24 protein-coding genes are annotated in these 23,910 nt (G+C 70.2%); 13 read left to right on the top strand and 11 right to left on the bottom strand.

Annotation, left to right across the window (positions count from 1 at the left end):
• Nucleotide 1 precedes the first annotated feature (1 nt).
• The 4 genes from IQ210_RS15980 to IQ210_RS15970 all read right to left on the bottom strand — a co-directional run bounded on the left by IQ210_RS15980 (nucleotide 2) and on the right by IQ210_RS15970 (nucleotide 4,966).
• Nucleotides 2-1,720: an ABC transporter substrate-binding protein gene (locus tag IQ210_RS15980; RefSeq protein ID WP_194079687.1), complete on the bottom strand. Its 1,719-nt coding sequence runs from the start codon at nucleotides 1,718-1,720 to the stop codon at nucleotides 2-4.
• Nucleotides 1,721-1,892: 172 nt separating this feature from the next.
• Entirely contained in the window at nucleotides 1,893-1,985 is a 93-nt protein-coding gene (locus IQ210_RS48240) for an Ms4533A family Cys-rich leader peptide (RefSeq protein WP_314207299.1), read from the bottom strand.
• 57 nt (nucleotides 1,986-2,042) lie between these two features.
• Nucleotides 2,043-3,767 carry a DUF3152 domain-containing protein gene (locus IQ210_RS15975; RefSeq protein WP_194079686.1) on the bottom strand — a complete coding sequence of 575 codons (1,725 nt, stop codon included), beginning with the start codon at nucleotides 3,765-3,767 and terminating at the stop codon, nucleotides 2,043-2,045.
• A gap of 8 nt (nucleotides 3,768-3,775) precedes the next feature.
• Complete coding sequence (locus IQ210_RS15970; protein ID WP_194079685.1) at nucleotides 3,776-4,966, bottom strand: alpha/beta fold hydrolase; 1,191 nt, start codon at nucleotides 4,964-4,966, stop codon at nucleotides 3,776-3,778.
• Between the two features lie 208 nt (nucleotides 4,967-5,174).
• On the opposite strand from IQ210_RS15970, the gene IQ210_RS15965 reads away from it, so the two are divergent.
• The 4 genes from IQ210_RS15965 (at nucleotide 5,175) to IQ210_RS15950 (ending at nucleotide 7,072) form a co-directional block, all read left to right on the top strand.
• Complete coding sequence (locus IQ210_RS15965) at nucleotides 5,175-5,390, top strand: hypothetical protein (RefSeq protein WP_194079684.1); 216 nt, start codon at nucleotides 5,175-5,177, stop codon at nucleotides 5,388-5,390.
• Between the two features lie 192 nt (nucleotides 5,391-5,582).
• Nucleotides 5,583-6,224, top strand: coding sequence for a TetR/AcrR family transcriptional regulator (locus tag IQ210_RS15960; RefSeq protein WP_194079683.1), 642 nt, complete (start codon nucleotides 5,583-5,585; stop codon nucleotides 6,222-6,224).
• Between the two features lie 142 nt (nucleotides 6,225-6,366).
• Entirely contained in the window at nucleotides 6,367-6,594 is a 228-nt protein-coding gene (locus tag IQ210_RS15955; RefSeq protein ID WP_059192479.1) for a DUF3107 domain-containing protein, read from the top strand.
• A gap of 208 nt (nucleotides 6,595-6,802) precedes the next feature.
• Nucleotides 6,803-7,072: a hypothetical protein gene (locus tag IQ210_RS15950; protein WP_194079994.1), complete on the top strand. Its 270-nt coding sequence runs from the start codon at nucleotides 6,803-6,805 to the stop codon at nucleotides 7,070-7,072.
• 109 nt (nucleotides 7,073-7,181) lie between these two features.
• Here IQ210_RS15950 and IQ210_RS15945 read toward each other — a convergent pair whose 3' ends face one another.
• Nucleotides 7,182-7,919: a ferritin-like fold-containing protein gene (locus IQ210_RS15945; RefSeq protein WP_194079682.1), complete on the bottom strand. Its 738-nt coding sequence runs from the start codon at nucleotides 7,917-7,919 to the stop codon at nucleotides 7,182-7,184.
• A 492-nt stretch (nucleotides 7,920-8,411) separates the two neighbouring features.
• Between IQ210_RS15945 and IQ210_RS15940 the strand changes: the two genes are divergently transcribed.
• Both IQ210_RS15940 and IQ210_RS15935 read left to right on the top strand, forming a co-directional pair.
• On the top strand, nucleotides 8,412-10,976 hold the full coding sequence (locus IQ210_RS15940; RefSeq protein ID WP_194079681.1) for a DEAD/DEAH box helicase: 2,565 nt from the start codon (nucleotides 8,412-8,414) through the stop codon (nucleotides 10,974-10,976).
• Nucleotides 10,977-11,163: 187 nt separating this feature from the next.
• Nucleotides 11,164-12,045 carry an alpha/beta fold hydrolase gene (locus IQ210_RS15935; protein WP_194079680.1) on the top strand — a complete coding sequence of 294 codons (882 nt, stop codon included), beginning with the start codon at nucleotides 11,164-11,166 and terminating at the stop codon, nucleotides 12,043-12,045.
• Here IQ210_RS15935 and IQ210_RS15930 read toward each other — a convergent pair.
• Nucleotides 12,042-12,935, bottom strand: a complete 894-nt coding sequence (locus IQ210_RS15930) for an NYN domain-containing protein (protein WP_194079679.1) — start codon at nucleotides 12,933-12,935, stop codon at nucleotides 12,042-12,044. The two genes, IQ210_RS15935 and IQ210_RS15930, sit on opposite strands and share 4 nt — an antisense overlap.
• Before the next feature lie 195 nt (nucleotides 12,936-13,130).
• Between IQ210_RS15930 and IQ210_RS15925 the strand changes: the two genes are divergently transcribed.
• Entirely contained in the window at nucleotides 13,131-13,283 is a 153-nt protein-coding gene (locus IQ210_RS15925) for a hypothetical protein (RefSeq protein ID WP_020136747.1), read from the top strand.
• Nucleotides 13,284-13,369: 86 nt separating this feature from the next.
• On the opposite strand, the gene IQ210_RS15920 is transcribed toward IQ210_RS15925, so the two are convergent.
• The 3 genes from IQ210_RS15920 to IQ210_RS15910 form a co-directional block, all read right to left on the bottom strand.
• Nucleotides 13,370-13,975 (bottom strand): MarC family protein, encoded by a 606-nt coding sequence (locus IQ210_RS15920; RefSeq protein WP_194079678.1) that lies wholly within the window; start codon nucleotides 13,973-13,975, stop codon nucleotides 13,370-13,372.
• 56 nt (nucleotides 13,976-14,031) lie between these two features.
• The gene (locus tag IQ210_RS15915) at nucleotides 14,032-14,889 is read right to left on the bottom strand and encodes a PHP domain-containing protein (protein WP_194079677.1); all 858 of its coding nucleotides are present in this window, start codon (nucleotides 14,887-14,889) and stop codon (nucleotides 14,032-14,034) included.
• Between the two features lie 190 nt (nucleotides 14,890-15,079).
• Nucleotides 15,080-15,721, bottom strand: a complete 642-nt coding sequence (locus IQ210_RS15910) for a DUF6758 family protein (protein WP_059192484.1) — start codon at nucleotides 15,719-15,721, stop codon at nucleotides 15,080-15,082.
• A gap of 176 nt (nucleotides 15,722-15,897) precedes the next feature.
• Here IQ210_RS15910 and IQ210_RS15905 point away from each other — a divergent pair, with 176 nt between their 5' ends.
• A complete protein-coding gene (locus IQ210_RS15905) occupies nucleotides 15,898-17,121 on the top strand; it encodes an MFS transporter (RefSeq protein WP_194079676.1) in 1,224 nt (407 codons plus the stop codon).
• Nucleotides 17,122-17,162: 41 nt separating this feature from the next.
• Here the strand turns inward: IQ210_RS15905 and IQ210_RS15900 are convergent, their stop codons facing one another.
• Nucleotides 17,163-17,747: a suppressor of fused domain protein gene (locus tag IQ210_RS15900; protein ID WP_194079675.1), complete on the bottom strand. Its 585-nt coding sequence runs from the start codon at nucleotides 17,745-17,747 to the stop codon at nucleotides 17,163-17,165.
• A 507-nt stretch (nucleotides 17,748-18,254) separates the two neighbouring features.
• Between IQ210_RS15900 and IQ210_RS15895 the strand changes: the two genes are divergently transcribed.
• Nucleotides 18,255-19,382, top strand: coding sequence for a magnesium and cobalt transport protein CorA (locus IQ210_RS15895; RefSeq protein WP_109496234.1), 1,128 nt, complete (start codon nucleotides 18,255-18,257; stop codon nucleotides 19,380-19,382).
• A 23-nt stretch (nucleotides 19,383-19,405) separates the two neighbouring features.
• Nucleotides 19,406-19,918 (top strand): hypothetical protein, encoded by a 513-nt coding sequence (locus IQ210_RS15890; RefSeq protein ID WP_194079674.1) that lies wholly within the window; start codon nucleotides 19,406-19,408, stop codon nucleotides 19,916-19,918.
• Here IQ210_RS15890 and IQ210_RS15885 read toward each other — a convergent pair whose 3' ends face one another.
• Nucleotides 19,919-20,674 (bottom strand): hypothetical protein, encoded by a 756-nt coding sequence (locus IQ210_RS15885; RefSeq protein WP_194079673.1) that lies wholly within the window; start codon nucleotides 20,672-20,674, stop codon nucleotides 19,919-19,921. It lies immediately after the preceding gene.
• A gap of 181 nt (nucleotides 20,675-20,855) precedes the next feature.
• Here IQ210_RS15885 and IQ210_RS15880 point away from each other — a divergent pair, with 181 nt between their 5' ends.
• Genes IQ210_RS15880 through IQ210_RS15870 form a run of 3 tightly spaced genes read left to right on the top strand, consistent with a single transcriptional unit; the run spans nucleotide 20,856 to nucleotide 23,895 of the window.
• A complete protein-coding gene (locus IQ210_RS15880; protein ID WP_194079672.1) occupies nucleotides 20,856-22,145 on the top strand; it encodes a magnesium transporter MgtE N-terminal domain-containing protein in 1,290 nt (429 codons plus the stop codon).
• On the top strand, nucleotides 22,135-22,719 hold the full coding sequence (locus tag IQ210_RS15875) for a DUF1003 domain-containing protein (RefSeq protein ID WP_194079671.1): 585 nt from the start codon (nucleotides 22,135-22,137) through the stop codon (nucleotides 22,717-22,719). Before IQ210_RS15880 ends, IQ210_RS15875 begins: the two co-directional genes overlap by 11 nt.
• A gap of 42 nt (nucleotides 22,720-22,761) precedes the next feature.
• Nucleotides 22,762-23,895, top strand: a complete 1,134-nt coding sequence (locus IQ210_RS15870) for an Mrp/NBP35 family ATP-binding protein (protein ID WP_194079670.1) — start codon at nucleotides 22,762-22,764, stop codon at nucleotides 23,893-23,895.
• The last annotated feature ends 15 nt before the right edge of the window (nucleotides 23,896-23,910 follow it).

Raw genomic sequence — 23,910 nt, 5'->3', positions numbered from 1 at the left:
GTTACTTGACCGCGACCTGCGAGATGTCCAGCACACCGGTCCAGTCGCTGATCACGACGTTCTTGATGTCCTTGCCGACGAGTCGCTTGTAGACCGGGTGGAACAGCGGCACGGTCAGCGCCTGCTCACCGATCTTCTTGTCCAGTGCACCCCACCTCTTGGCGGCAGCGTCAAGGTCGGTCAACTTGTTGATCGCGTCAATCTCGGCATTGACCGACTTGTCATTGAGCAGGCCCGAGTTGAAGTTCGCGCCGTCCTTGACGATCTGACGGCCGTCGAAGATCGGGGCGAGGAAGGGACCGCCGGAGGGCCAGTCGGCACCCCACGCGGAAAGGAAGAAGCCCGGCTCGGTCTTCACGTTGTGGACGGTGTCCGAGTAGTTGTTGTCCTCCAGCCCTTGGAGCTTGACCGTGATGCCGGCCTTCTTGAGCGCGTCCTGGATCGCGGTCGCGATCTCGGGGCTGGTCTTGAAGTTCTGGGCGTTGTTGTGGGTCAGCGTGACGGTGAGCCCGTTGGGGTAACCGGCCTCCTTCAGCAGTTCCTTGGCCTTGGCCGCGTTGCCGGAGTCGCCCGCCGGGAACAGGTCGTAAGGCTCGTACCCGAAGGACTTCTGGTTCGGCAGGAAGGTGGTGGCGGCCTCGGCGAGCGAGGACCCGCCAGCGGCGTTCACGACCGACGAGCGGTCAATGGCGTACGAGATCGCCTGCCGCACCTTGACGTTGTTGAACGGCTTGACGGTCGGGTTGAACGCTATGTAGTTCGTGTAGCCGAAGTGCCCGGTGCCGACCCGCGCGGCGAGCTCCTTGTCGCCGGTCACCTTGGCGAGTTCGGCGGGGCCGAGGTTGGTGTCCGTGGTGACCGCCGCCGAGTCCGCACCCTGAGACGCGGACAGCCGCTGGTTGATCACCGAGGCGTCGAGCCCGGACCTGACGTCGATCTTGTCCGGGTACGCCTTGCGCTCCGCGTCCGTCGAGGCGGACCAGTGCGTGTTGCGCTCCAGGAGGACGGTCTCGCCGTCGTTCTCGTTCTTGACCACCTTGTAGGGGCCGGACGAGACCGGGTGCTCCTCGTACTTCGTGCCGGTGTCCTTGGCCTTCGGCACGGGCGCGAACTGCGTCTGCGTGGCCAGGAAGGGGAACTCGCCCTCGGGCTTGTTCAGATGGAAGACGATGGTCCGGTCGTCCGGCGTCTCGATCGCGTCGAGCCCGCCCTTGTCCTTGTACGGCCCCTGGTAGTCGGCCGCGCCGACCAGCCAGTCCCGCAGATAGGGCGCCCCGCCGGACAGCTCGGGCGCGAAGGAGCGCTCGATGCCGTACTTGATGTCGGCCGAGGTGATGGCGGTGCCGTCCTCGTACTTGAGGCCCTTCTTCAAGGTGTACGTCCACACGGTCGCGTCCTTGTTGGGGCGCCCGGTGTCGGTGGCGAGGTCGGGGACGACCTTGGCGCCGGCCGCGCCGCTCTCGCGGTTGCGGGTGGTGAGCGTACGGAAGACGAGCGAGGGCACGTTGCCGCCGCCGGAGGTGTACAGCCGGGCCGGGTCGAAGTCGGTCTGCGGCTCGGAGTTCAGGACCGTGAGGGTGCCGCCCTTGTGGGGCGTGGAGTCGCCACCGGAGCTCTTGGCATCGTTGTCCTCGGGGCCGCAGGCGGCGGCGCCCGCGGCCAGTACCAGGCTTACGGATGCCGCGGCCACGCGGCGCGCGATGACGGACGGTTGACGCATCGGAGACGACCTCTCGAAGGATGATTCGCCACATCTCGGATGACGAGACGGTTGGACGAAGGGTGAGACGAAAGTGAACAGACGTCTGCCCGGGCGTCAGGTCGTCGAAAAACGCGAGCGACAGCTCACGGGAGGAGAAAGAGATCGCGACGCGAACGCCAGAGGGCGGACGTCAGCGACAGTGAATGTCGGCCACGCACAACGCGGTCACGCCGATGAGCGCCAGCTCGATGGCGGCGCGAACGGAGGCGTGGGAGGACGACATGCGCAGAAAATTAGTACGACTTTTCTGCGCATGTCAACGTGACCTGTGGGGCGTCTGTCAACTCCCGGGATACGGCCAGGGGTTGGGCAGACAGTGGATTCCGTCGTGGTCCAGGAACTTGGTCTGCTGCTGCATGACCGGGGCGAGTTCGCCGTCCTTGTCGCAGGTCACATGGTGGTTGCCCAGCCGGTGGCCGACCTCGTGATTGATGAGCATCTGCCGATAGGCGTGAATCTGATCACCGTAGGTCTTCGAGCCCTGAGCCCACCGGTACGCGTTGATCATCACGCGTTCGGTGGCGGCCGAATCGCAGGACACGTTGTCCACGGTCGTGTCCAGACCGGACTTGGCGCACCACTTCGCGGTCGTCCCCGGACTGGCGAGCGTGATCACGAAGTCGGGCTTGCCGGAGTAGATGCGCTCGAAGGTACGGGCGCCCCTGTGGGCCCAGCTCCGGTCGTCGTTGAGCGTCTTCTGCACCGCCTCGGCGAACAACTCCGCGTCGAGCCCGAGCCCCTGCTCGACGTCGACCCGGTAGGTGTACTTCTGCCCACTCCCGGGCGCCTTGGCGACGCCCTTGACCGCGTCGAACTTCCCCGACCCGGCCAGCCCCGCAGCGAGCGCGTACTTCTTGTCCATCTTCTGCTCGTACGTCAGCGTCGCCACGCTCGGCGCCGACGACGGCGTCGGCCGCCCGTCCCCGCGCGAGGCCGAGTCGCGGGCGTCCCGCGCCTGGTCGGTGGCCGACTGCGACTGTACGTCGGTGTCGTCCCGCCGGTCGGCGACCTGACCGGCGACGACGACGGCCAGCACGGTCGTGACGGCGGCGGCCGCGATCCCGGTGAATGTCCGCCCCTTGCCGCCCTTGCCGCGCACGGGTTCGCCGGTGGGCGCCGCGTCCTCGCCGACATCGACGCCGGTACGGGGTTCCGGGACGGTCTGCCAGTCGCTGACGGAGGCGTACGGGTCCGGGGCCGCGGAGGGATGAGCCGTACGGCGCGAGAACGCGGGGTCCTGATCGGTACGCGGCGAGAACAGATCGACGTCCTCGTCCCCGAAGGCGTCGAGATAGTCCTGCCGGGGACCGGCCTGCCGAGGCCCACCGGGAGGCGCCTGCCGCTGCCGAGGCAGGGTGACACCGGGCCCGGCGCTCACACCACGCGCCCCCAACTCACCCCATCCACCCCCGCCTTCACGCTGCTCGGGGTGCCCGCCTCGCACCCTGGGGGTGCCGTGCGCGGGAGTACCACCGACGGGGAACCGGGGGACGCCGTGGGCGGGAGTGCCATCGGGAAGCCGAGGGACGCCATGAGCCGGCGTCCCGTCCGGAAGACGCGGAACTCCGCGAGCAGGCGTGCCGTCGGCAAAACGCGGCACCCCACGCGCGGGCGCGCCATCCGGGAGCCGCGGCACTCCACGCGCGGGCGTCCCATCCGGAAGACGCGGGACTCCACGCGCCGGAGTTCCATCCGGAAGACGCGGCACTCCACGCGCCGGAGTTCCGTCAGCCAACCGCGGCACACCGCGCGCAGGCGTCCCCTCCGGCGGCCGTGCCCCCTGCGCGACCCGGTAGACCGGGTCCCCGTACACCGAAGGCCCACCCGCCGCAGGCATCCCCTGCCACGGCGCAACCCCCTGCTGTTGGCCAGCGCCCGGTTGTTGAGCCGGCGCACCCTGTCCCTGCGGCCCCGGGGAACCCACGTCCCCCCGACCGCCACGCCTTGCGGCTATGTCCGCGGAGTCACCCTTGGGGGCGGGCCCGCGGCGGCTGTGGCGTCCCACCTCGCGCCTCAGCTCCCCGCACTCGAAGACTCGACAGCGCCACCACCGGAGCCGTCACCCGAACCCAACACCCCGTCGACACCTTCAGGGACACCACCCGTACCTGACACCCCGGCAGCACCCTCGGGAACACCATCCGAGCCCGGCACAACATGAGCCCCCTCGGGAACACCATCCGAGCCCGGCACAACAGCAGCCCCCTCGGAGACACCGTCCGAACCCGACTCTACGGCAGCACCCGCCAACTCTCCCCGGCTCGCAAGGAGTTCACCGAACGCCCGCGCCACCGTCTCCGGGTACTCCATCATCGCCACATGCCCCGCGTCCGGCAGGCTGAGGAGGCGGGAGTCACGGAAGGCGCGCGCCGCCTTCTGGGCCATGCGGTAGCCGACGAGCTGGTCGCGGCCGCCGTAGACGAGGAGCGTGGGCGCGAGGACCCGCTCGGCCTGGCGCCACAGCGCGTGCTGCCCGCCCAGCGTGTACGCGTTGACGATCCCGCGCGCGGAACGCGTCATCGCGTCCCAGAAGTACGGCAGTTGCTGCCGCCGCTCCATCTCCTCGACGGCGTGCCGGAAGCCTTCCGGCGACACGCGCGCGGGATCGCCGTAGCAGAGCGCCATGACACCGCGGACCCGCTGCTCGGCCGTCCAGTCGCGGCTGAGCCGCGCGAAGAGCGCCGTGACCCCCGGCAGCGCCAGCAGCGCCGTCGGCACGGCGGTGCGCTGCACGCGGATCTCCGGGAGCGCCGGCGAGACCAGGGTGAGCGTACGGACGAGGTCCGGGCGCACCGCGGCGACCCGGGTCGAGACCGCGCCGCCGAGCGAGTTGCCGAACAGGTGGACCGGCCCGCGGCCGGAGGCGTCGAGATAGCGAATCACCGCACGCGCGTGTGCGGTGATCGAGTAGTCGCCGTCGTCCGGCGGCGGCGAGTCCCCGAAGCCGGGCAGATCGACGGCCTCACCGTCGACCACGGCCTCCAGCTCCTGCATCAGCGCCGACCAGTTCTGCGAGGAACCGCCGAGGCCGTGGACGTAGAGCGCGGGCGGCAGCCCCTCGCGCGCGGGCGGTCGCGACCGCACCGTCAGCGTGATCCCCGGCAGTCCGACCGACCGCAGCCGCTCACCTTCCGCGACCCTGACGGCCGCCACCTTCGGAAGAACGTTGGTGGCCGGCACGAACGGCAGCTCGGTCGAAGACATGCGGCAATGTTACGAGACGATCACGCACTGGTTCATGTGTTCGCCGTCACAAGGGGCACTCGTATCCCAGCTCGCGCCCGGGGAAGACCACGCACAGAGCACGCGCGCATCGCATAGCGCCCGAATCGGGTGTCTCCTAGGCTCGTACGCAGGGCACCCGGATGTGGCCCCCTGCTTGCCCAGGGACGTTCTAGGAAGGGAGCCCGCCATGGCCTACGACCCCAGCGACCCCGACACCTTCGAGAACGGCGACCCCGCCGAGCTCGACGTCGAGGCCCCCGAGAACGACGCCGCCGAACAGCACACGGACGTCACCGCCGACCGCGACGATCCGCTGGAGGGCGTGGACCCCGCGCGGGCCAACGAGGCCGACCTCGTCGAACAGGCCCGGGTCGTCCGGACCGACGAGGACGACTACCGCTGACGCGCCCACCGACCCACGGTGAGCAGGAGCGGTGCGTGCGCTGCCCGCCCGATCCCTCTTTGAAACCTTTGCACGGCTTTCGCCATCGTCCGGTACGTGAAATTCTGCGCTCGCACCGCGCACACCACGGTTACCGAAAAGTACGATGGCGGCGCGGCGCACACCGCAAGTGGACGACTTATGGGAGGCGGCGTGACAGCCATCGAGCAGACAGAGGCGGCACGCCCGCGAGGCACGCGCCTGCCGCGCCGTGCCCGACGGAATCAGCTGCTGGGCGCCGCACAGGAAGTCTTCGTGGCGCAGGGCTACCACTCGGCCGCGATGGACGACATCGCCGAGCGCGCCGGCGTCAGCAAGCCGGTGCTCTACCAGCACTTCCCGGGCAAGCTCGACCTCTACCTCGCGCTGCTGGACCAGCACTGCGAGGCACTGATCGGTTCCGTACGGCACGCGCTCGCGTCGACGACCGACAACAAGCAGCGCGTACGGGCGACCATGGACGCCTATTTCGCGTACGTCGAGGACGACGGCGGCGCCTTCCGCCTGGTCTTCGAGTCGGACCTCACCAACGAGCCCGCGGTCCGCGAGCGCGTCGACAAGGTCACGAACGAGTGCGCCGAGGCGATCACCGACGTCATCGCCGAGGACACCGGCCTCTCGCGCGCGGAGTCGATGCTGCTGGCCTCGGGCCTGGGCGGCCTCGCCCAGGTCGTGGCCCGCGCGTGGCTGCACAGCGACCGCAGCGTCCCGCGCGAGCAGGCGGTCCAGCTGCTGACCTCGCTCGCCTGGCGAGGCATCGCCGGTTTCCCGCTGCACGGCACCGAGCACCACTGATCCGCCCGGGGACATTTGTTCCCGCCCGCTGTTCGCTCCTGGCGTTCTTGCGCGGAGCGTGTACGTCCCCTCACCGGGCTAATGTGTGCTGGGTACGGCGCGGAAGGTCGCGCACTTCACTGACCGTCGGAGGGACATAGCCGTGGAGGTCAAGATCGGCGTGCAGCACGCGCCCCGCGAGATCGTTCTGGAGAGCGGTCAGAGTGCCGAGGAGGTCGAGCGCGTGGTGGCCGAGGCACTCGCCGGAAAGTCGCAGCTGCTGAGCCTCACGGACGAGCACGGCCGCAAGGTCCTGGTCCCGGCCGACCGCCTGGCCTACGTGGAGCTCGGCGAGCCGGCCCCGCGCAAGGTGGGCTTCGGCGCGCTGTAGGCAGATGCATGAGGAAGGGCCCGGCGACCTGAGGTCGCCGGGCCCTTCGTCGTCGTACGAGCAGAACCCGCGCGAACTTCCTCAAGATTTTTTTCTCCACATATGGAGCACAAGTCGCGCACAGAGGAGGATTGCATTCCGCAGGTCACGGGTATGACGGGCTACGACCGTGATACGCAGCGTGGCCGTGTGGGAGGGACCCTCGATGATGTTGCTGGAAGCGCTCGGCTCCGCTCTGCTCGGTCTCGTCCTGGCGGCCGCCGCCGCGCACCGCCTGGCTCACCGCCTGCCCGCCCGCTCCCTGGTCCTCGCGACGGGAGTGGCCGGCTCCCTCTTCGGCGCCTTCGTGACCCACAGTGCCCTGGGCGCAGGCAATGTCCTGCTGACCCTGATCGGCGCGACGGTGGTCTCGATCGCATCGGTGTCCCTCCTGCTCCGCCCGGCACGCAGACTCCGCCGCCGATCAGTAGCGGCATAAGTTCTGGCGCCGCCTGAGGCAACGCCCCTGAAGGGGCGCGGGGAACTGCGCGACAAGCCACAACGAGCCCGCAGCCACCGTCCGACAGAAGACCCCCGCCCCTTGGGCGCTACGCCGCCAACCCCAGCGCAGCCATCCGCTTGGTGTGCGCCTCAGTGATCCGCGAGAACATCCGCCCCACCTCGGCAAGATCGAACCCGTCGGCAACCCCACCGACGAGCATCGTCGACAGCGCATCCCGGTCGGCGACAACCCGCTGCGACTGCGACAGCGCCTCCCCCATGAGACGCCGAGCCCACAGAGCGAGACGCCCACCCACGCGCGGATCGGCGTCGATCGCGGCCCGCACCTTCTCGACGGCGAACCCGGCATGCCCCGTGTCGTCGAGCACGGCGAGCACCAGCTCACGCGTGTCCGAGTCCAGCCGCGCCGCGACCTCCCGGTAGAAGTCGCTGGCGATCGAGTCGCCGACGTACGCCTTGACGAGCCCCTCCAGCCAGTCCGAGGGCGCCGTCTGCCGGTGGAAACCGTCGAGCGCGGCGACGAACGGCTCCATGGCCTCCGTCGGCTCGGCGCCGATCTCGGTCAGCCGGTCGCGCAGCTTCTCGTAGTGGTGGAACTCCGCCGACGCCATCTTCGCCAGCTCCGCCTTGTCCGCCAGGGTCGGCGCCAGCTTGGCGTCCTCCGCGAGCCGCTCGAACGCCGCGAGTTCGCCGTAGGCGAGCGCGCCGAGGAGGTCGACGACCGCGGCCCGGTACTGGGGCTCGGCGGAGGCCTGGGCCCAGTCCTGGGCGGCCACTCCAGTGTGCTCGGCGGATGCGTCAGAGGTGTTGTCAGGCGTCGTCATGAAGCGCACAATAGTCCGCTCGCCGACCCTCGGAAGTCCCTGGTCAATCAGTGTGACGACGACTACGTGACCAAATCGGCCATCGCATGTGCGCGTTTCCGGGGTATGGTGGTAATGCGCCTGCTGAGTACGTGCGTCTATGACGACGCCGTATTCGACGGGCCGCACGTATGAGGATGCCCGGTCGGTGGCCCGATCGGCTCCGACCTGACAGCTCTCCTCGCCCGTACGGCACTGTGCGTACGGCATCCGGAGGGACCCTCAGCGGTTCGAGCGCTAGAGCGTCGGCAGAGGTCCCGTGCCATTACGGCTGGTCCGTAAGGCAGTCGACGTCCCCAGCACGGTCTTTAAGAGACCCCCGAGCTCGCCTCGCACCGCGTACACAGAAGAGGCAGCACCCTGACTACGACGTTCAGAGATCTCGGAATCCTTCCCGAGACCGCCGAGGCCCTCGAGGCCGTCGGCATCATCAACCCCTTCCCCATCCAGGAGATGACGCTCCCCGTCGCCCTTTCCGGCACGGACGTCATCGGCCAGGCCAAGACCGGCACCGGCAAGACGCTGGGCTTCGGCCTCCCGCTCCTCGAGCGCGTCACCGTCCCCGCCGACGTCGAGGCCGGCCGCGCCGCCCCCGAGGCGCTCACCGACGCCCCGCAGGCCCTCGTCGTCGTCCCCACGCGCGAGCTGTGCACGCAGGTCACCAACGACCTGCTGACCGCGGGCAAGGTCCGTAACGTACGCGTCCTCGCCATCTACGGCGGCCGCGCCTACGAGCCCCAGGTCGAGGCCCTCAAGAAGGGCGTCGACGTCATCGTCGGCACCCCGGGCCGGCTCCTGGACCTCGCGGGCCAGAAGAAGCTCAACCTCAAGCACATCAAGGCGCTCGTCCTCGACGAGGCCGACGAGATGCTCGACCTGGGCTTCCTGCCCGACGTCGAGAAGATCATCGACATGCTGCCGGCCCGCCGCCAGACCATGCTGTTCTCGGCGACCATGCCGGGCGCCGTCATCGGTCTCGCCCGCCGCTACATGTCGCAGCCCACGCACATCCGCGCCACCGCGCCGGACGACGAGGGCGTGACGGTCGCGAACATCTCGCAGCACGTGTACCGCGCGCACAACATGGACAAGCCCGAGATGGTCGCGCGCATCCTGCAGTCCGAGGGCCGGGGCCTCGCCATGGTCTTCTGCCGCACCAAGCGCACCGCGGCCGACCTCGCCGACCAGCTCAAGCAGCGCGGCTTCGCCTCCGGCGCGGTCCACGGCGACCTCGGCCAGGGCGCCCGCGAGCAGGCGCTGCGCGCCTTCCGCAACGGCAAGGTGGACGTCCTCGTCTGCACCGACGTCGCCGCGCGCGGCATCGACGTCGAGGGCGTCACGCACGTCATCAACTACCAGTCCCCCGAGGACGAGAAGACGTACCTGCACCGGGTCGGCCGCACCGGCCGCGCGGGCGCCAAGGGCATCGCGATCACCCTCGTCGACTGGGACGACATCCCGCGCTGGCAGCTGATCAACAAGGCGCTGGAGCTCAACTTCAACGACCCGCCGGAGACGTACTCCACCTCCCCGCACTTCTACGAGGAGATGAACATCCCCGCGGGCACCAAGGGTGTTCTGCCGCGTGCCGAGCGCACCCGCGCCGGGCTCGACGCGGAGGAACTCGAGGACCTGGGCGAGACCGGTGGTCGTGGTGGCCGCGGTCGCGGTGACCGGAACGACCGCAGTGGCCGTGGCGGTCGTGGCGGCCGGGACGAGTCCCGTTCCGCCGACAGCGAGCGTTCGTCGTCCCGTACGCCGCGTCGCCGCCGCCGTACGCGCGGCGGCACCGCGCTGGACGGCACGTCGGCGCCCGCCGCCGAGGCGACCGCGCCTTCCGCGGACAGCGCGGTGACCGAGGACGCTCCCGCGACCCGCACCCCGCGCCGCCGTCGCCGTACGCGCAACGGTGCCGCGCCGGAGCAGGTCCCGGCCGTGGCCGTGACGCCCGAGGCCACGCCTTCGGAGGCCGCCGAGGCCGCCGTGGAGACGGTCGAGGCCACGGAGACGAAACCGCGCCGCCGCCGCACCCGCAAGACCGCGGAGCCGGTGGCCACCGAGGCCGTCGAGGCCACCGAGGTCATCGAGGCCACCGAGGTCATCGAGGCCGCCCCGACGGTCGCCGCCGAGCCCGAGGCCCCCGTCGCCGCACCGCGTCGCCGCACCCGCAAGGCCACGGCAGCCGCCGAGACCGCGGTCGACACCGCCGAAGCCGTCGAGGCCAAGCCGCGCCGCCGCACCCGTAAGGCTGCGGAGCCGGTGGCCGTCGAGGCTGCCGAGGTCGTCGAGGCCGCCCCGGCGGTCGCCGCCGAGCCCGAGGCTCCGGCCGCCGCGCCGCGTCGCCGTACGCGCAAGACGGCTGCCGCCGCGGAGGCCGCGGTCGACACGGCCGAGGGCACGGAGGCCAAGCCGGCGGTACGCCGTACGCGCAAGGCCGCCGCTACGACGGAGACCACCGCCGAGGCCACCGAGCCGAAGCCGCGCCGGACCCGCAAGACGGCCGCCGCCGCTGCCGCCGAAACCGCCGTGGACACGGCCGAGGCCGTCGAGGCCAAGCCGCGCCGCACGCGGAAGACCGCCGCTGCCGCCCCGGACACGGCCGAGGCCGTGGAAGCCAAGCCGCGCCGGACCCGCAAAACCGCCGCCGCCGCTGCCGAGGCCGCCGTCGACACCGCCGAGGCGGCTGAGGCCAAGCCGCGCCGCACGCGGAAGACCGCTGCCGCCGCCGAGATCCCGGCCCAGGCCGTGGAGGAGGCGGAGGCGAAGCCGCGTCGTACGCGCAAGACGGCTGCCGCCGCCGAGGCCGCGGTCGACACGGCCGAAGGCGCGGAGGCCAAGCCCAAGGTTCGGCGTACCCGCAAGGTTGCCGCTGCCCCCGTCGAGACGGCCGAGGCCGTCGAGGCCAAGCCGCGTCGGACCCGTAAGGCTGCCGCCTCCGCCGAGATCCCGGCGCAGGACGGGGAGGCCAAGCCGAAGGTGCGGCGTACGCGTAAGGCTGCGGCTGCTTCGGAAGGCTGAGCGCGCGTTTGTCAGTGACGGCCCGGTCCACCGTGTGTGGGCCGGGCCGTCGGCATTCTGCGGAGCAAGGGGGTGCAACGGTTCTTGTGCGGCTGCGGGCCGTGGGGGTTGGTCGCGCAGTTCCCCGCGCCCCTGACCGGCACCACCCCATCCGGCGCTGTCCACTCCCGCCGGATAGCCTCACCCCATGAGCCGTCCCCCCTCCTTCACCCCGCCCCCCGGCGCCCGCGCCCGCTCCCTGCGCACCTCGCGTGGTGAGTTCGCCGTCGTCGACGCCCCTGTGGCTGAGGGTGTCCAGGCGCGTGGGACCGCCCTGCTGCTGCCCGGGTTCACCGGCAGCAAGGAGGACTTCAACCCCCTGCACGTGCCCCTCGCGGCGCGTGGGTACCGTACGGTCGCCGTGGACGGGCGGGGGCAGTACGAGTCGGACGGGCCCGCGGACGACGAATCCGCCTATGCGCAGGACGAGTTGGCGAAGGACGTGCTCGCTCAGGCGGCGGCCATTGGGGCGCCCGTGCATCTCGTGGGGCACTCGCTCGGCGGGCAGATCGCGCGGGCCGCCGTGCTCCTCGACCCCACGCCCTTCCGTTCCCTGACCCTCATGTCCTCGGGCCCCGCCCAGATCTCCGGCTCCCAGCAGCAGCGCGTCAAGCTGCTCCGGGACGCGCTCGCCGTGATGAGCATGGCGGAGGTGTGGGACGCGATCCAGGCCATGGAGCCGCCCGAGGAGACCGACACCGGCGAGCTCGACGAGGGGCTCGACGACCGGGACGATCTGCGTCGGCGCTGGCTGGGCAACAAACCCGCCCAACTCATCGCCACCGGCCGCCAGTTGTGCACCGAGCCGGACCGGGTCGGTGAACTGGCCGCCGTACCGCTGCCGTTCCATGTGCTGTCGGGGGCGCACGACGACACCTGGCCGGTGCCTCTCCTCGACGACATGGCCGTACGACTCCACGCGCACCGCACGGTCGTCGTCGGCGCCGAGCACTCCCCCAACACCGACCGCCCCCTCGAAACGGCCCGCGCGTTCGCCGACTTCTGGGACAGCACGCTCGGCGAAGGCTAGTACTGCGTCTGCAGGTGCTCCCAGAACCCGTCCCGCAGCGCGCGCCTCAGGTCCGCCTGCCCGCGCAGGGAGTACTGGAGCAGCCCCTCCGCCTCCACCAGCAGGTCCTGGTCGACCGAGCCGGGCAGGTAGGGGTGGCCCGGCAGCAGCTCCACCAGGGCGTCGCGGCCACGTGCCGCCAGCCACTTCGCCGCGATCTGGGCGCCGACGAAGCGGACGTCCTCGCGGGCGGGCCGGTTCACCGAGGCCTCGTACGCGGCGGCGGTGCGGCGGGCGACGTACGGCTTGAAGAAGTCGAGGTCGAGGACGCGCTGGCTGTCGACCTCCCAGAGCAGCGGCTCGGCCTGGTTGCGGCCCTCGGGGGCCTCGATGCCCCAGAGGTGGACGCGGGCGCCGTAGCCCTGCGCGGCCTCCACCGCCGACACCAGGTCCTCGTCGCCGCCGAGCAGGGCCGCGTCGCTGATCGCGCGGTGCCGGGCGAGGGACTCCAGGTCGGAGCGGATCAGTGAGTCGACGCCCTTCTGCTGGTTGTTGGCGTTGAGGTTGCCCAACCGCACCTTGACGTCCGGGAGTTCGGCGATCGACTGCTGCTCGGCGGTGTGGATGCGGCGCCTGGCGCCGTCGTACCAGTAGACCCGCAGCAGTCTGCTGTCCGCGAAGATCGTGCGGGCCCGGTCGATGAGCGCCTCGATGAGTCCCTCGGCGTCGAGGTCGAAGGCGCGGCGGTCCTCCGTCCCGGCGACCAGACGACCCGCGGCCGCGTAGAGATACCCCGCGTCCACGAAGATCGCGTGGGTCGAGGGCGTCTTCGCCACCTCGGCGAGCATGCGCTGCAACAGCTCGTTGGTGTGGTCGATGCGGGCGCCCAGCGCCTGAAGGTCGTCGTTCATCGCCACCATTGTCCCGGCGGTCACGCTGCGAACACAACCGGTCCCGGTCAGTCTCATACGGACCGCTTACCGGTCAGTAGTTAGTCGTTCGAAAAATTTCTTTAGCGTAGGGAATGTTTGTAACACGCAGCCCGTTAGCTACTGACGTACGCAGATGTTCTCCTCAGGAGGATGACCAGACGAAGGGAGAAGCCCATGCGCTTCGAAATCATGCGACTCGACGATGTCGACGGTACCCCCGTGGACAGCACCGTCGTTGACGCCGCCTCCGTCAACCGGATCGTTCAGCAGGCCGCCGCCATCGGACAGCGCCTCTGGATTCGCCCGGCCGACACCACGGCCTCATAACCAACACAGCTTCAGAGCCCCCGTACGGCAACGATGTCGTACGGGGGCTCTGCGCTTTCCGGCTTTCCCAAGTAGCGGTACGGAGCTCAGCTCCCCCGGATCACCAGCGTGACCCCGTTGATGATCTGCTGCACGGCGATCGCGGACAGCATCATCCCCGCGAGCCGTGTCACCAGGACGACCCCGCCGTCCTTGATGACCCGGATGATCAGCAGCGAGTACCGCATGACCAGCCAGAGCACGACGTGAATGGCGAGGATCGCCACCCACACCGACACCTGCGTGGCGACACTGTCGGCCTTCTGCACGGCGAGGATCACGGACACGATCGCCCCCGGCCCGGCCAGCAGCGGCATGCCCAGCGGCACCAGGGCGACGTTGACGTCCTTGGTCTGCTTGGGCTCGTCGGTCTTGCCGGTTAGCAGGTCCAGGGCGATCAGGAGAAGCAGCAGTCCGCCCGCGATCATCAGCGCGGGGACGGAGACATGCAGGTAGTCGAGGATCTGGTGGCCGAGGAGGCCGAACACCGTGATCACCCCGCCCGCGACGCAGACGGCCTGGAAGGCCATCCGCTTCTGCACCTTGCCGGGCCGGCCGGCGGTCAGGGCGAGGAAGATCGGGGTGATCCCGGGGGGATCCATGATGACGAACAGGGTCAGGAAGAGAGAGCCGAAAACGGCAGCGTCGAACACAGAAGCGCCTTGCGAGAAGAAAGAAGAAAAGATCAGGGGAACTTGAGGGCGATCCCTCAGACCCCGCCGGTCCCCGGCACCGGGAACGCACCCGTCGCCCGCCGGGTGATCTCCCCGTACACCTCGGGGTCGGTCCGGAACTCGCCGAGGGTCACCGTCTTGCGGCTGCCGTGGTAGTCCGAGGAGCCGGTGACGAGCAGCCCCAGGTCGGCGGCGAGCCCGCGCAGCCGGTCCCGGGTCTCCGGGTCGTGGTCCATGTGGTCGACCTCGATGCCGTCGAGCCCGGCCGCGGCCATCTTCGCGATCGCGGCCTCGGGGACCGTACGGCCGCGCTTGCTGGCGCCGGGGTGGGCGAAGACGGTGACCCCGCCGGCGGCCTTGACCAGCCGGATCGCCTCGAAGGGGTCGGTCTCGTGCTTCTCCACGTACGCCCGGCCGCCGTCGGCCAGCCAGTCCTCGGTGAAGGCGTCGCTGACGGTCGGTACGACACCGAGCTCGACGAGCGCGGTCGCGACATGCGGCCGGCCGACCGAGCCGTCGCCCGCGATCCGCGCGACCTGCTCCCAGGTGACGGGCACGCCCAGCGCCTGGAGCTTCGCGACCATGCCGCGCGCCCGCGGCACCCGGTCATCCCGCACCAGCTCACGCTCGGCGAGCAGCTCCGGCTCCTCGGGGTCGAAGAGGTAGGCCAGCATGTGCATGGAGACGCCGTCGATACGACAGGACAACTCGGCCCCGGTGACGAGCGTGAGCCCCTCGGGCAGCGCGGCGATGGCCTCGGCGTACCCGCGGGTGGTGTCGTGGTCGGTCAGCGCGACCACGTCCAGCCCGGCGGCGGCAGCATTGCGCACCAGCTCAGCCGGGGTGTCCGTACCGTCGGACGCGGTGGAGTGGGTGTGCAGATCGATACGCACGACGCGAACTCCAGGCGGTGAGGGTACGAAGGGGACGCTCAAGGATAACCGGATTTTCGAGCACGACTGTCACACCCGAAACCTGTGAGTGACCTTTACACAGTCGTACCCAAGGGCCGCGGGGAACTGCGCGAGCAACCACAACGAGACCCGCAGCCGCCGAACCGCAGCAGCCCCCGTCCCTCAGGCGCTACGGCTTCAGCAAGCGCGGCGACAACGCCCCACAGGGAACCAGCTCCACCTCGGCCCCCGCGTCCCGCAGATCCGTCAGCACCAGTTCGTCGTACATGAGCAGCCCCGACTGCTCGGGCCACACGACCGCCCACAGCCACAGCCCGAGCGCCTCGCCCGCGAAGACGGCCCGGTCGTCCGGCGTGCCGGAGACATGCCACAGCGGGGTCGGCCGGCCGGCCGCCAGCACCTTGGCCTGGGGCGGCTTCTCGACGCTCATGTACGGTCCCGGGTCCGGCCCGTCGATGCCCGCGTAGCGCGCGCCGAGGCCGACGCCGAGTTCCTCGGCGACGAGGATCAGCTCGCCGAAACCGCCGAGCGGTCCGGGCCCCGAGCAGGCCACGGCCGTCGCACGTCCGCCACTGCGGTCGTCACCGGCACTGCCGACGCCCGTGAAGAGCCAGCCGACCGGCAGCGGCCACGGCATCCACACCGGCACCTGCGTGCGATGCACCACGACGCCGAGGGCCTCGACGCTGGGCGGGATCACGGGCTGCAGCGGGTGCACGGTCCCGTGCACATCGCACTGCCAGGAATCGGCGAAGAGTCCGGGAGCCCTGACCCGGCCACCACACTTCGGGCAACTGGGTTCGCCCCTCATAGGGCCCCACGGTCCTACCCCTGCCCCGTCACGTCAAGGACGATCACCCGTCCGGGCGGAACCGTTCACCGTACGGAACTAGATGTAGCTTGCATTAATTAGCCGCCCTAACTTACTATGTGCATACAGCAACCATCTCGACAGTCGTTCTCACCGTCATCGGAAAGAGAGAAACCATGGACGCCCTCGACGCGGGAGCGGGCAGCCTCCTGCGACAGCCCAAGGCGGTCTGGGCCACGGCCGGTGCCTCCGTCGTCGCCTTCATGGGCATCGGACTCGTCGACCCGATCCTGCCGTCCATCGCCCAGGGCCTCGACGCCACGGCCAGCCAGGTCTCGCTGCTCTTCACGTCGTACTTCCTGATCACCGCGTTCGCGATGCTGGTCACCGGCTGGGTCTCCAGCCGCATCGGCGGCCGCAAGACCCTGCTGCTCGGCCTCGCGTTCGTGGTCGTCTTCGCGGGTCTCGCCGGTACGTCGGGCTCGGTCGCCGAACTCGTCGGGTTCCGGGCGGGCTGGGGGCTCGGCAACGCCCTGTTCGTCTCGACGGCGCTCGCGGTCATCGTCGGCGCGGCGGCGGGCGGGAGCGCCGCCGCGATCCTGCTGTACGAGTCCGCGCTCGGCCTCGGCATGGCGTGCGGCCCGCTACTGGGCGCGCTGCTCGGCGACGCCAGCTGGCGCTACCCGTTCTTCGGCACGGCCTTCCTGATGGCGGTCGGCTTCCTGTGCATCACGGTGTTCCTGAAGGAGCAGCCGAGGCCGGCCCGGAAGACCTCGCTGCTCGACCCCGTGAAGGCGCTCGGCCACGGCGGCCTGGCCTCCGCCGCCGCCTCGGCGTTCTTCTACAACTACACGTTCTTCACGGTGCTGGCCTTCACCCCGTTCGTGCTGAACATGACGCCGTACAAGTCGGGTGCCGTGTTCTTCGCCTGGGGCGTGCTGCTCGCCGTCTTCTCGGTGATCGTGGCGCCGCGGCTCCAGGCGCGGTTCGGTTCGCTGAAGGTGCTCGGCGGCTCGCTCGTCCTGCTCGCCGTCGACGTGCTCGTCCTCGGTTACGGCAGTCACACCACCGCGATCGTCTGCACGATCCTGTCCGGCGCGTTCATCGGCGTGAACAACACCGTCTACACCGAGTTGGCCCTCGGCGTGTCGGACGCCCCGCGTCCGGTCGCCAGCGCGGGCTACAACTTCGTGCGGTGGTTCGCGGCCGCCGCGGCGCCCTACTTCGCGCCGAAGATCGAGGAGTGGACCGACATCCACGTCCCGTTCGTGGTGGCGGCGGTCACCGCGCTCGCGGGCGCCGCCGTGGTCGTCGTACGACGCACCGCGCTAACTCGTGAGGCGGAGGAGCTGGAGGCGAAGCACGCCGCCGAGGACGGTGTGGCCGTCTTCGTCAACTGACGGTTTCCGGCCACCACTTGGTGAGCTTGCTCACGCGAGGATCACTCCAGCGGGACGGACTTCCGGGACGGGTCTCTGAGGTCCGTCCCGTTCGTCAGCCAGCGCTCCTGGAGGGCCTGGGCGCCGTGCACCCGCTTCCAGGCGGCCTCGTTCGGGGTCATCGGGAGCAGCGGCAGGAACTGCACCGGGTCCATGGGCTCGTCGAGCTCCAGGTCCTCGACCAGACCTCCCGGTTCGGCGACCAGAACCGAGGTGAAGGGGGCGCTGGGCCACAGCGGCTCGCCCACGTCGAGGGAGGCGCCGGGGGCCACGATCACGCCCTCGACCTGCGGCGACGCGGCGAGGACGGCGAGCGCGCGGAGCACCTTGTCGGTGTCGGCGAGGCCCGCGCGGACCGAGAGGAACAGCTCCGCGCGGGGGCCCTTGACCGGGTCGGCGAGCATCGCGGTGGGGTCACCCATCGGCGCCGCGGACATGCCGAGCGTGGCGTAGCGGACGATGTCGCCCTCGTGGAAGCGGAGCACCTCGATGCGGTCCGTGCCCAGGAAGGTGACCGCCGCGCGGGCGTCCGGCTCGCCCAGCGCGGTACGCAACCGGGCCTCGACCAGAGGAAGAACATCAGCCATGCCGCGAGCATAGAACTCGTCAGTACCGGGCAAAGCAGCGCCTTGACACTTCAGTCGGCTGATACTCTTGCCCGGTCGTTCGGGGCAGCACGCAGAAGCGTCGCGGTCGAGTCCCGACGCCATGAAAATCCCCTGCGAGGGGAACTCCCCTACGGGGAATGGACGTCCCTTACGAGGGACCGGCCGGAGGAGGTGGGGCTGTCATGGATCGAAGTCACCCGTGCAGTACCACTCGCTCTTCCGCCCGCTGATGTAGCTGATCCGGATTCCGGCTGACCGCCGCCTCTCTTTCACGCTCGCGTCTTCATCGGAAGAGCACTTCGTCTCGATCTGCCTGATCTGTCTGATTCGAATCAGCATCTGTATCAGCAACGAAGCCTGCCCCCGCAATGGTGCGGTGCTCCCCGCTTTGTGGACGTGCCAAACATCCGCAGTCAGGACGTCCTCATTCCGGGCAGTTCCACCCGTTGAAGCGGCCTTTCGTTGCCTGTCGCGAAGGAGCCTGCCATGTCGATGATCCGCGACCTGCGCGCCGTCGTCCGCCCGTCCCGCCCCTCGCTCCGCAAGGGCGTGCGCATGGACAGCGGTGCGTACGACACCACCCGCGACCCCGGCACCCCCTCGGCCGTCGTCGACTGCGCGGTCTACCGCGACGGCGCCCGAGTCGAGACGCCGACGCCGCTGACGCCGCACGAGGCGATGCGTCAGGTGCGCCGCGACGGAGGCTTCGTGTGGATCGGTCTGCACGAGCCGACCGAGGCCGAATTCGCCGGTATCGCCAGCGAGTTCGGGCTGCACCCGCTGGCCGTCGAGGACGCCGTCCAGGCCCACCAGCGGCCGAAGCTGGAGCGCTACGACGACTCGCTGTTCACCGTCTTCAAGACCATCCACTACGTCGAGCACGACCGGCTCACCGCCAACAGCGAGGTCGTCGAGACCGGCGAGGTCATGTGCTTCACCGGACGGGACTTCTTCATCACCGTCCGGCACGGCGGCCAGGGTTCGCTGCGGGCACTGCGCCACCGCCTCCAGGACGACCCCGAGCTGCTCGCCAAGGGCCCCTCGGCGGTGCTGCACGCGATCGCGGACCATGTCGTCGACGGCTACATCGCGGTCGCCGACGCGGTGCAGGACGACATCGACGAGGTCGAGACGGACGTGTTCTCGCCGGGCCGCAAGGGCTCCCCGCGCGGTTCCGACGCCGGCCGGATCTACCAGCTCAAGCGTGAGGTGCTGGAGTTCAAGCGGGCGGTGTCGCCGCTGCTGCGGCCCATGCAGCTGCTGAGCGAGCGGCCGATGCGGCTGATCGACCCGGACATCCAGAAGTACTTCCGGGACGTCGCCGACCACCTCGCGCGCGTGCAGGAGCAGGTCATCGGCTTCGACGAGCTCCTCAACTCGATCCTCCAGGCCAACCTCGCGCAGGCGTCCGTCGCGCAGAACGAGGACATGCGGAAGATCACCTCGTGGGCGGCCATCATCGCCGTACCGACCATGGTGTGTGGCGTGTACGGCATGAACTTCGACTACATGCCCGAGACGCACTGGAAGTACGGCTACCCCGTGATCATGATGATCACCGGTGTCATCTGCCTCGGCATCCACCGCACTCTGAAGCGCAACGGCTGGCTGTGACACCGCCTGGATAGGCTGCCCCTATGACAAGCGAGCTGCTCGACCAGGCCCTCGTCGAGGAGGCCACGAAGAAGTCCGGCCTCATCTGGGTCAGGGGTCCCGAGGGCCCCGCCCGGGCGCTGTGGCACGTGTGGCACGAGGGTGCCGCGTGTCTGGTCGGCGACGGGCCGGGCGAGCAGCCGCTGCCGGGGCTGACGGACGGCGGTGCCGCCGAGGTCACGGTCCGCAGCAAGGACAAGGGCGGACGGCTGGTCTCCTGGACGGCGAAGGTCGTGGAGCTGCCGTCCGGGTCGGAGGCCTGGGAGGCGGCCGTCGCCGAGCTCAAGGGCAAGCGCCTCAACGCGCCCGACGGAGAGGCGATGCCGGAGCGCTGGGGGCGGGAGTGCCGGGTGCTGCGGCTGGAGCCGACGGGGGCGACCGGGCCGCTGCCCGACGGCGACCTGGCCACGGCTCCGGTACCGACATCCGCGACGACCCGTCAGCCGATCCCGGCGGGCCTGCCGCGCCTGCTGTTCAAGAAGAAGCGGCGCGGCTGATCACGACGGCAGCTGCTTGCCGTAATCCACCGTCTCGTCCTTCGCCGGCGCCGCCAGCTCGAAGGGCTTGCCCCAGCCGGAGAAGGTCAGCGTGCCGGCGCCGCCCGCGCGTTCCAGGCGGAGCGGGTACGGCTTGCCCTCCAGGGAGACGTCCAGGGTGCCTCCGGAGCCGTCGTCGCCCGTGATGCGGATCGTGCGGGTGCCCGACTGCTCGTGGTGGCCGTCGGTCGCGAGGTCGCCGTGGAGCGTCAGCAGGCTCGACAGCAGGACGTCCTTGTCGGTGAAGCCGCTGAACTTCTTGTACGACGGGTCGCCCTGAGGCACCTTCACGAACTTGCCGTCGAGCTTGTCGGCGGCGGCCGTGTCCGAGCCCTTGTCGTCGCCCTTGCCGTCCTCATGGCTCCAGAACTCGGCGTCGGCCTTGAGGAAGAGCTTCTCCCCGATCCGCAGCAGCTTGAAGGTGGCGCCCTCGGCGGTCACCGAACCCGTGCCGCCGTCGGCCTTCAGGCTCATGTCGAGTTTGTAAGTGCGCCCACTGGTAACCACGGTTCCGGAGAGACGCACTGTCTCCGCCGACTCGGCGGCCGCCCGGGTCTTCGTCTGGATCTGGTCGGCCGGCAGCTTGCCGACGCCGTTGGTGCCCGCGTCGGGGTCGTCACTGGTGCACCCCGTCAGGCCCGTTCCCGTCACGACCAGGGCGCACATCGCGCCCAGCAGTCCCATCCGGCGGGTACGGACCTGGGGAATCGCAGTCACAGGTGGGGCGCCTTTCCGACGTGGGTCCATCAAGCGGCGTACCGCAGGGTACCGGGGCCCTGCGAGCCGAGCGGAGCCAGTCCGTCCGGACCGCCCACCAGGGCGTCCGCGATCGGGACGGGCTAGCCTGAAGCCCACTTGGACGGACAATTCACAGGGAAAAGGGAAAGGAGGCACGGCGATGGCAGGGGGCGCCCCCAGGATCTTCGTCTCGCACCTTTCCGGCGTCGCCGTGTTCGACCCCAACGGCGACCAGGTCGGCCGGGTGCGCGACCTCGTCGTCATGCTGCGCGTGGGGCGCAAACCGCCGCGCGTGCTCGGCCTGGTCGTGGAACTGTCCACGCGGCGCCGCATCTTCCTGCCCATGACCCGGGTGACCAGCATCGAGTCCGGCCAGGTCATCACCACCGGTGTGCTCAACGTGCGCCGCTTCGAGCAGCGGCCCACCGAGCGCCTCGTCTTCGGCGAACTCCTCGACCGGCGCGTCACCCTGGTCGAGACGAAGGAGGACGTGACGGTCCTGGACGTGTCCGTGCAGCAGCTGCCGGCCCGCCGGGACTGGGAGATCGACAAGGTCTTCGTCCGCAAGGGGGGCAAGGGCGGCGCGTTCCGGCGCAAGGGCGAGTCGCTGACCGTCGAGTGGTCCGCCGTCACCGGCTTCTCCCTGGAGGAGCACGGACAGGGCGCCGAGAGCCTGCTGGCCACCTTCGAGCAGCTGCGCCCCGCCGACCTCGCCAACGTCCTGCACCATCTCTCCCCCAAGCGGCGCGCCGAGGTCGCCGCCGCCCTCGACGACGACCGGCTGGCCGACGTGCTCGAGGAGCTGCCGGAGGACGACCAGATCGAGATCCTCGGCAAGCTCAAGGAGGAGCGGGCGGCGGACGTCCTGGAGGCCATGGACCCGGACGACGCGGCCGACCTGCTCGGCGAGCTGCCGACGGAGGACCAGGAGCGGCTGCTGAGCCTGATGCAGCCCGCCGACGCGGCCGACATGCGGCGCCTGATGTCGTACGAGGAGCACACCGCGGGCGGTCTGATGACGACCGAGCCGATCGTGCTGCGGCCCGACGCCACCGTCGCCGACGCCCTCGCGCGCGTGCGCAACGCCGACCTCTCCCCCGCGCTCGCCGCCCAGGTCTACGTCTGCCGCCCGCCCGACGAGACGCCGACCGGCAAGTACCTGGGCACGGTCCACTTCCAACGGCTGCTGCGGGACCCGCCGTACACCCTGGTCAGCGCGATCATCGACGACGACCTCCAGCCGCTGGACCCGGACGCGGCGCTGCCGGTCGTCGCCGGGTTCTTCGCGACGTACGACATGGTCGCGGCGCCCGTGGTCGACGAGGCCGGGTCGCTGTTGGGGGCGGTCACCGTGGACGACGTACTGGACCACATGCTCCCCGAGGACTGGCGGGAGACGGAGTTCCACCTCGACGAAGAAGAGGGCGGGGTGGCTGCTCATGGCTCCTGAGCGCGAGGCCGCCCGCGAGCGCACCCCCAGCGGCGCCACCGCCACCACCCGCCCGCGCACCCGCCTGGACCAGCCCCGGCCGCCGCGGCGCCGGCTGCTGCCCGAGTGGGACCCGGAGGCCTTCGGGCGGCTGTCGGAGCGCATCGCGCGCTTCCTCGGCACGGGCCGGTTCATCGTCTGGATGACGGTCGTCATCATCGCGTGGGTGCTGTGGAACGTGTTCGCCCCCGGCGACCTGCGCTTCGACAACTACCCCTTCATCTTCCTCACCCTGATGCTGTCGCTACAGGCTTCCTATGCGGCGCCTCTCATCCTGCTCGCGCAGAACCGGCAGGACGACCGCGACCGCGTCAACCTCGAACAGGACCGCAAGCAGAACGAGCGGTCCATCGCCGACACCGAGTACCTGACCCGCGAGATCGCCGCCCTGCGCATCGGCCTCGGCGAGGTCGCGACCCGCGACTGGATCCGCTCCGAGCTCCAGGACCTGGTGAAGGAGCTGGAGGAGAGACAGGACGGGCACGGTGTATTCCCGGCAGAACGGTCAGCGGGACGTGACGCAGACGACCGCTGAGGGCTTTCCAGGGCCCCTGTGTTCAGCCGTACCATCGTCCTTATGGCTAGCGAAGACGCGGTGCGCGAGGCACTGGCGACGGTGAACGACCCCGAGATCAACCGCCCCATCACGGAACTCGGGATGGTCAAGTCGGTCGACATCGGCGCGGACGGGGCGGTCGCGGTCACCGTGTACCTGACGGTCTCCGGCTGCCCGATGCGCGAGACGATCACGCAGCGCGTGACGGACGCGGTCGCGGCCGTGGAGGGCGTCACCGCTGTCGACGTCACGCTCGACGTGATGAGCGACGAGCAGCGCAAGGAGCTGGCGACGGCCCTGCGCGGCGGCCAGACCGAGCGCGAGGTCCCCTTCGCCAAGCCGGGCTCGCTCACGCGCGTGTACGCGGTCGCCTCCGGCAAGGGCGGCGTCGGCAAGTCCTCGGTGACGGTGAACCTGGCGGCGGCGATGGCGGCCGACGGTCTGAAGGTCGGTGTCGTCGACGCCGACATCTACGGCCACTCCGTACCGCGCATGCTGGGCGCCGAAGGGCGCCCCACCCAGGTCGAGAACATGATCATGCCGCCGTCGGCGAACGGCGTGAAGGTCATCTCCATCGGCATGTTCACCCCGGGCAACGCCCCGGTCGTGTGGCGCGGCCCGATGCTGCACCGCGCGCTCCAACAGTTCCTCGCGGACGTGTACTGGGGCGACCTGGACGTTCTGCTCCTCGACCTCCCGCCGGGCACCGGTGACATCGCGATCTCCGTGGCCCAGCTGGTCCCGAACGCCGAGATCCTGGTCGTGACGACCCCGCAGCAGGCCGCGGCCGAGGTCGCCGAGCGCGCCGGCTCCATCGCCGTCCAGACCCACCAGAAGATCGTCGGTGTGGTCGAGAACATGTCGGGCCTGCCGTGCCCGCACTGCGACGAGATGGTCGACGTCTTCGGCACCGGCGGCGGCCAGACGGTCGCCGACGGCCTGACCCGCACCACGGGTGCCACGGTCCCGGTCCTCGGCGCCATCCCGATCGACGTCCGCCTGCGCGAGGGCGGCGACGAGGGCAAGCCGGTCGTCCTGAGCGACCCGGACTCCCCGGCGGGCAAGGCCCTGCGCGACATCGCGGGCAAGCTCGGCGGCCGCCAGCGCGGCCTGGCGGGCCTGTCCCTGGGGATCACCCCGCGCAACAAGTTCTAGCTTCGCCTACGACGA

Source organism: Streptomyces justiciae (genome assembly GCF_015163075.1).
Classification (GTDB): Bacteria; Actinomycetota; Actinomycetes; order Streptomycetales; family Streptomycetaceae; genus Streptomyces; species Streptomyces justiciae.
The sequence above is the reverse complement of the archived record's forward strand: the minus strand, read 5'-3'. Positions and strand labels throughout refer to the sequence as shown.

Bases quoted from the DNA above. Each gene is read 5' to 3' on its own strand.
- IQ210_RS15980 (WP_194079687.1), bottom strand. From the start codon at position 1,720: ATGCGTCAACCGTCCGTCATCGCGCGCCGCGTGGCCGCGGCATCCGTA.
- IQ210_RS48240 (WP_314207299.1), bottom strand. From the start codon at position 1,985: ATGTCGTCCTCCCACGCCTCCGTTCGCGCCGCCATCGAGCTGGCGCTC.
- IQ210_RS15970 (WP_194079685.1), bottom strand. From the start codon at position 4,966: ATGTCTTCGACCGAGCTGCCGTTCGTGCCGGCCACCAACGTTCTTCCG.
- IQ210_RS15965 (WP_194079684.1), top strand. From the start codon at position 5,175: ATGGCCTACGACCCCAGCGACCCCGACACCTTCGAGAACGGCGACCCC.
- IQ210_RS15950 (WP_194079994.1), top strand. From the start codon at position 6,803: ATGTTGCTGGAAGCGCTCGGCTCCGCTCTGCTCGGTCTCGTCCTGGCG.
- IQ210_RS15945 (WP_194079682.1), bottom strand. From the start codon at position 7,919: ATGACGACGCCTGACAACACCTCTGACGCATCCGCCGAGCACACTGGA.
- IQ210_RS15940 (WP_194079681.1), top strand. From the start codon at position 8,412: ATGACGCTCCCCGTCGCCCTTTCCGGCACGGACGTCATCGGCCAGGCC.
- IQ210_RS15935 (WP_194079680.1), top strand. From the start codon at position 11,164: ATGAGCCGTCCCCCCTCCTTCACCCCGCCCCCCGGCGCCCGCGCCCGC.
- IQ210_RS15930 (WP_194079679.1), bottom strand. From the start codon at position 12,935: ATGAACGACGACCTTCAGGCGCTGGGCGCCCGCATCGACCACACCAAC.
- IQ210_RS15925 (WP_020136747.1), top strand. From the start codon at position 13,131: ATGCGCTTCGAAATCATGCGACTCGACGATGTCGACGGTACCCCCGTG.
- IQ210_RS15910 (WP_059192484.1), bottom strand. From the start codon at position 15,721: ATGAGGGGCGAACCCAGTTGCCCGAAGTGTGGTGGCCGGGTCAGGGCT.
- IQ210_RS15905 (WP_194079676.1), top strand. From the start codon at position 15,898: ATGGACGCCCTCGACGCGGGAGCGGGCAGCCTCCTGCGACAGCCCAAG.
- IQ210_RS15900 (WP_194079675.1), bottom strand. From the start codon at position 17,747: ATGGCTGATGTTCTTCCTCTGGTCGAGGCCCGGTTGCGTACCGCGCTG.
- IQ210_RS15895 (WP_109496234.1), top strand. From the start codon at position 18,255: ATGTCGATGATCCGCGACCTGCGCGCCGTCGTCCGCCCGTCCCGCCCC.
- IQ210_RS15890 (WP_194079674.1), top strand. From the start codon at position 19,406: ATGACAAGCGAGCTGCTCGACCAGGCCCTCGTCGAGGAGGCCACGAAG.
- IQ210_RS15880 (WP_194079672.1), top strand. From the start codon at position 20,856: ATGGCAGGGGGCGCCCCCAGGATCTTCGTCTCGCACCTTTCCGGCGTC.
- IQ210_RS15875 (WP_194079671.1), top strand. From the start codon at position 22,135: ATGGCTCCTGAGCGCGAGGCCGCCCGCGAGCGCACCCCCAGCGGCGCC.
- IQ210_RS15870 (WP_194079670.1), top strand. From the start codon at position 22,762: ATGGCTAGCGAAGACGCGGTGCGCGAGGCACTGGCGACGGTGAACGAC.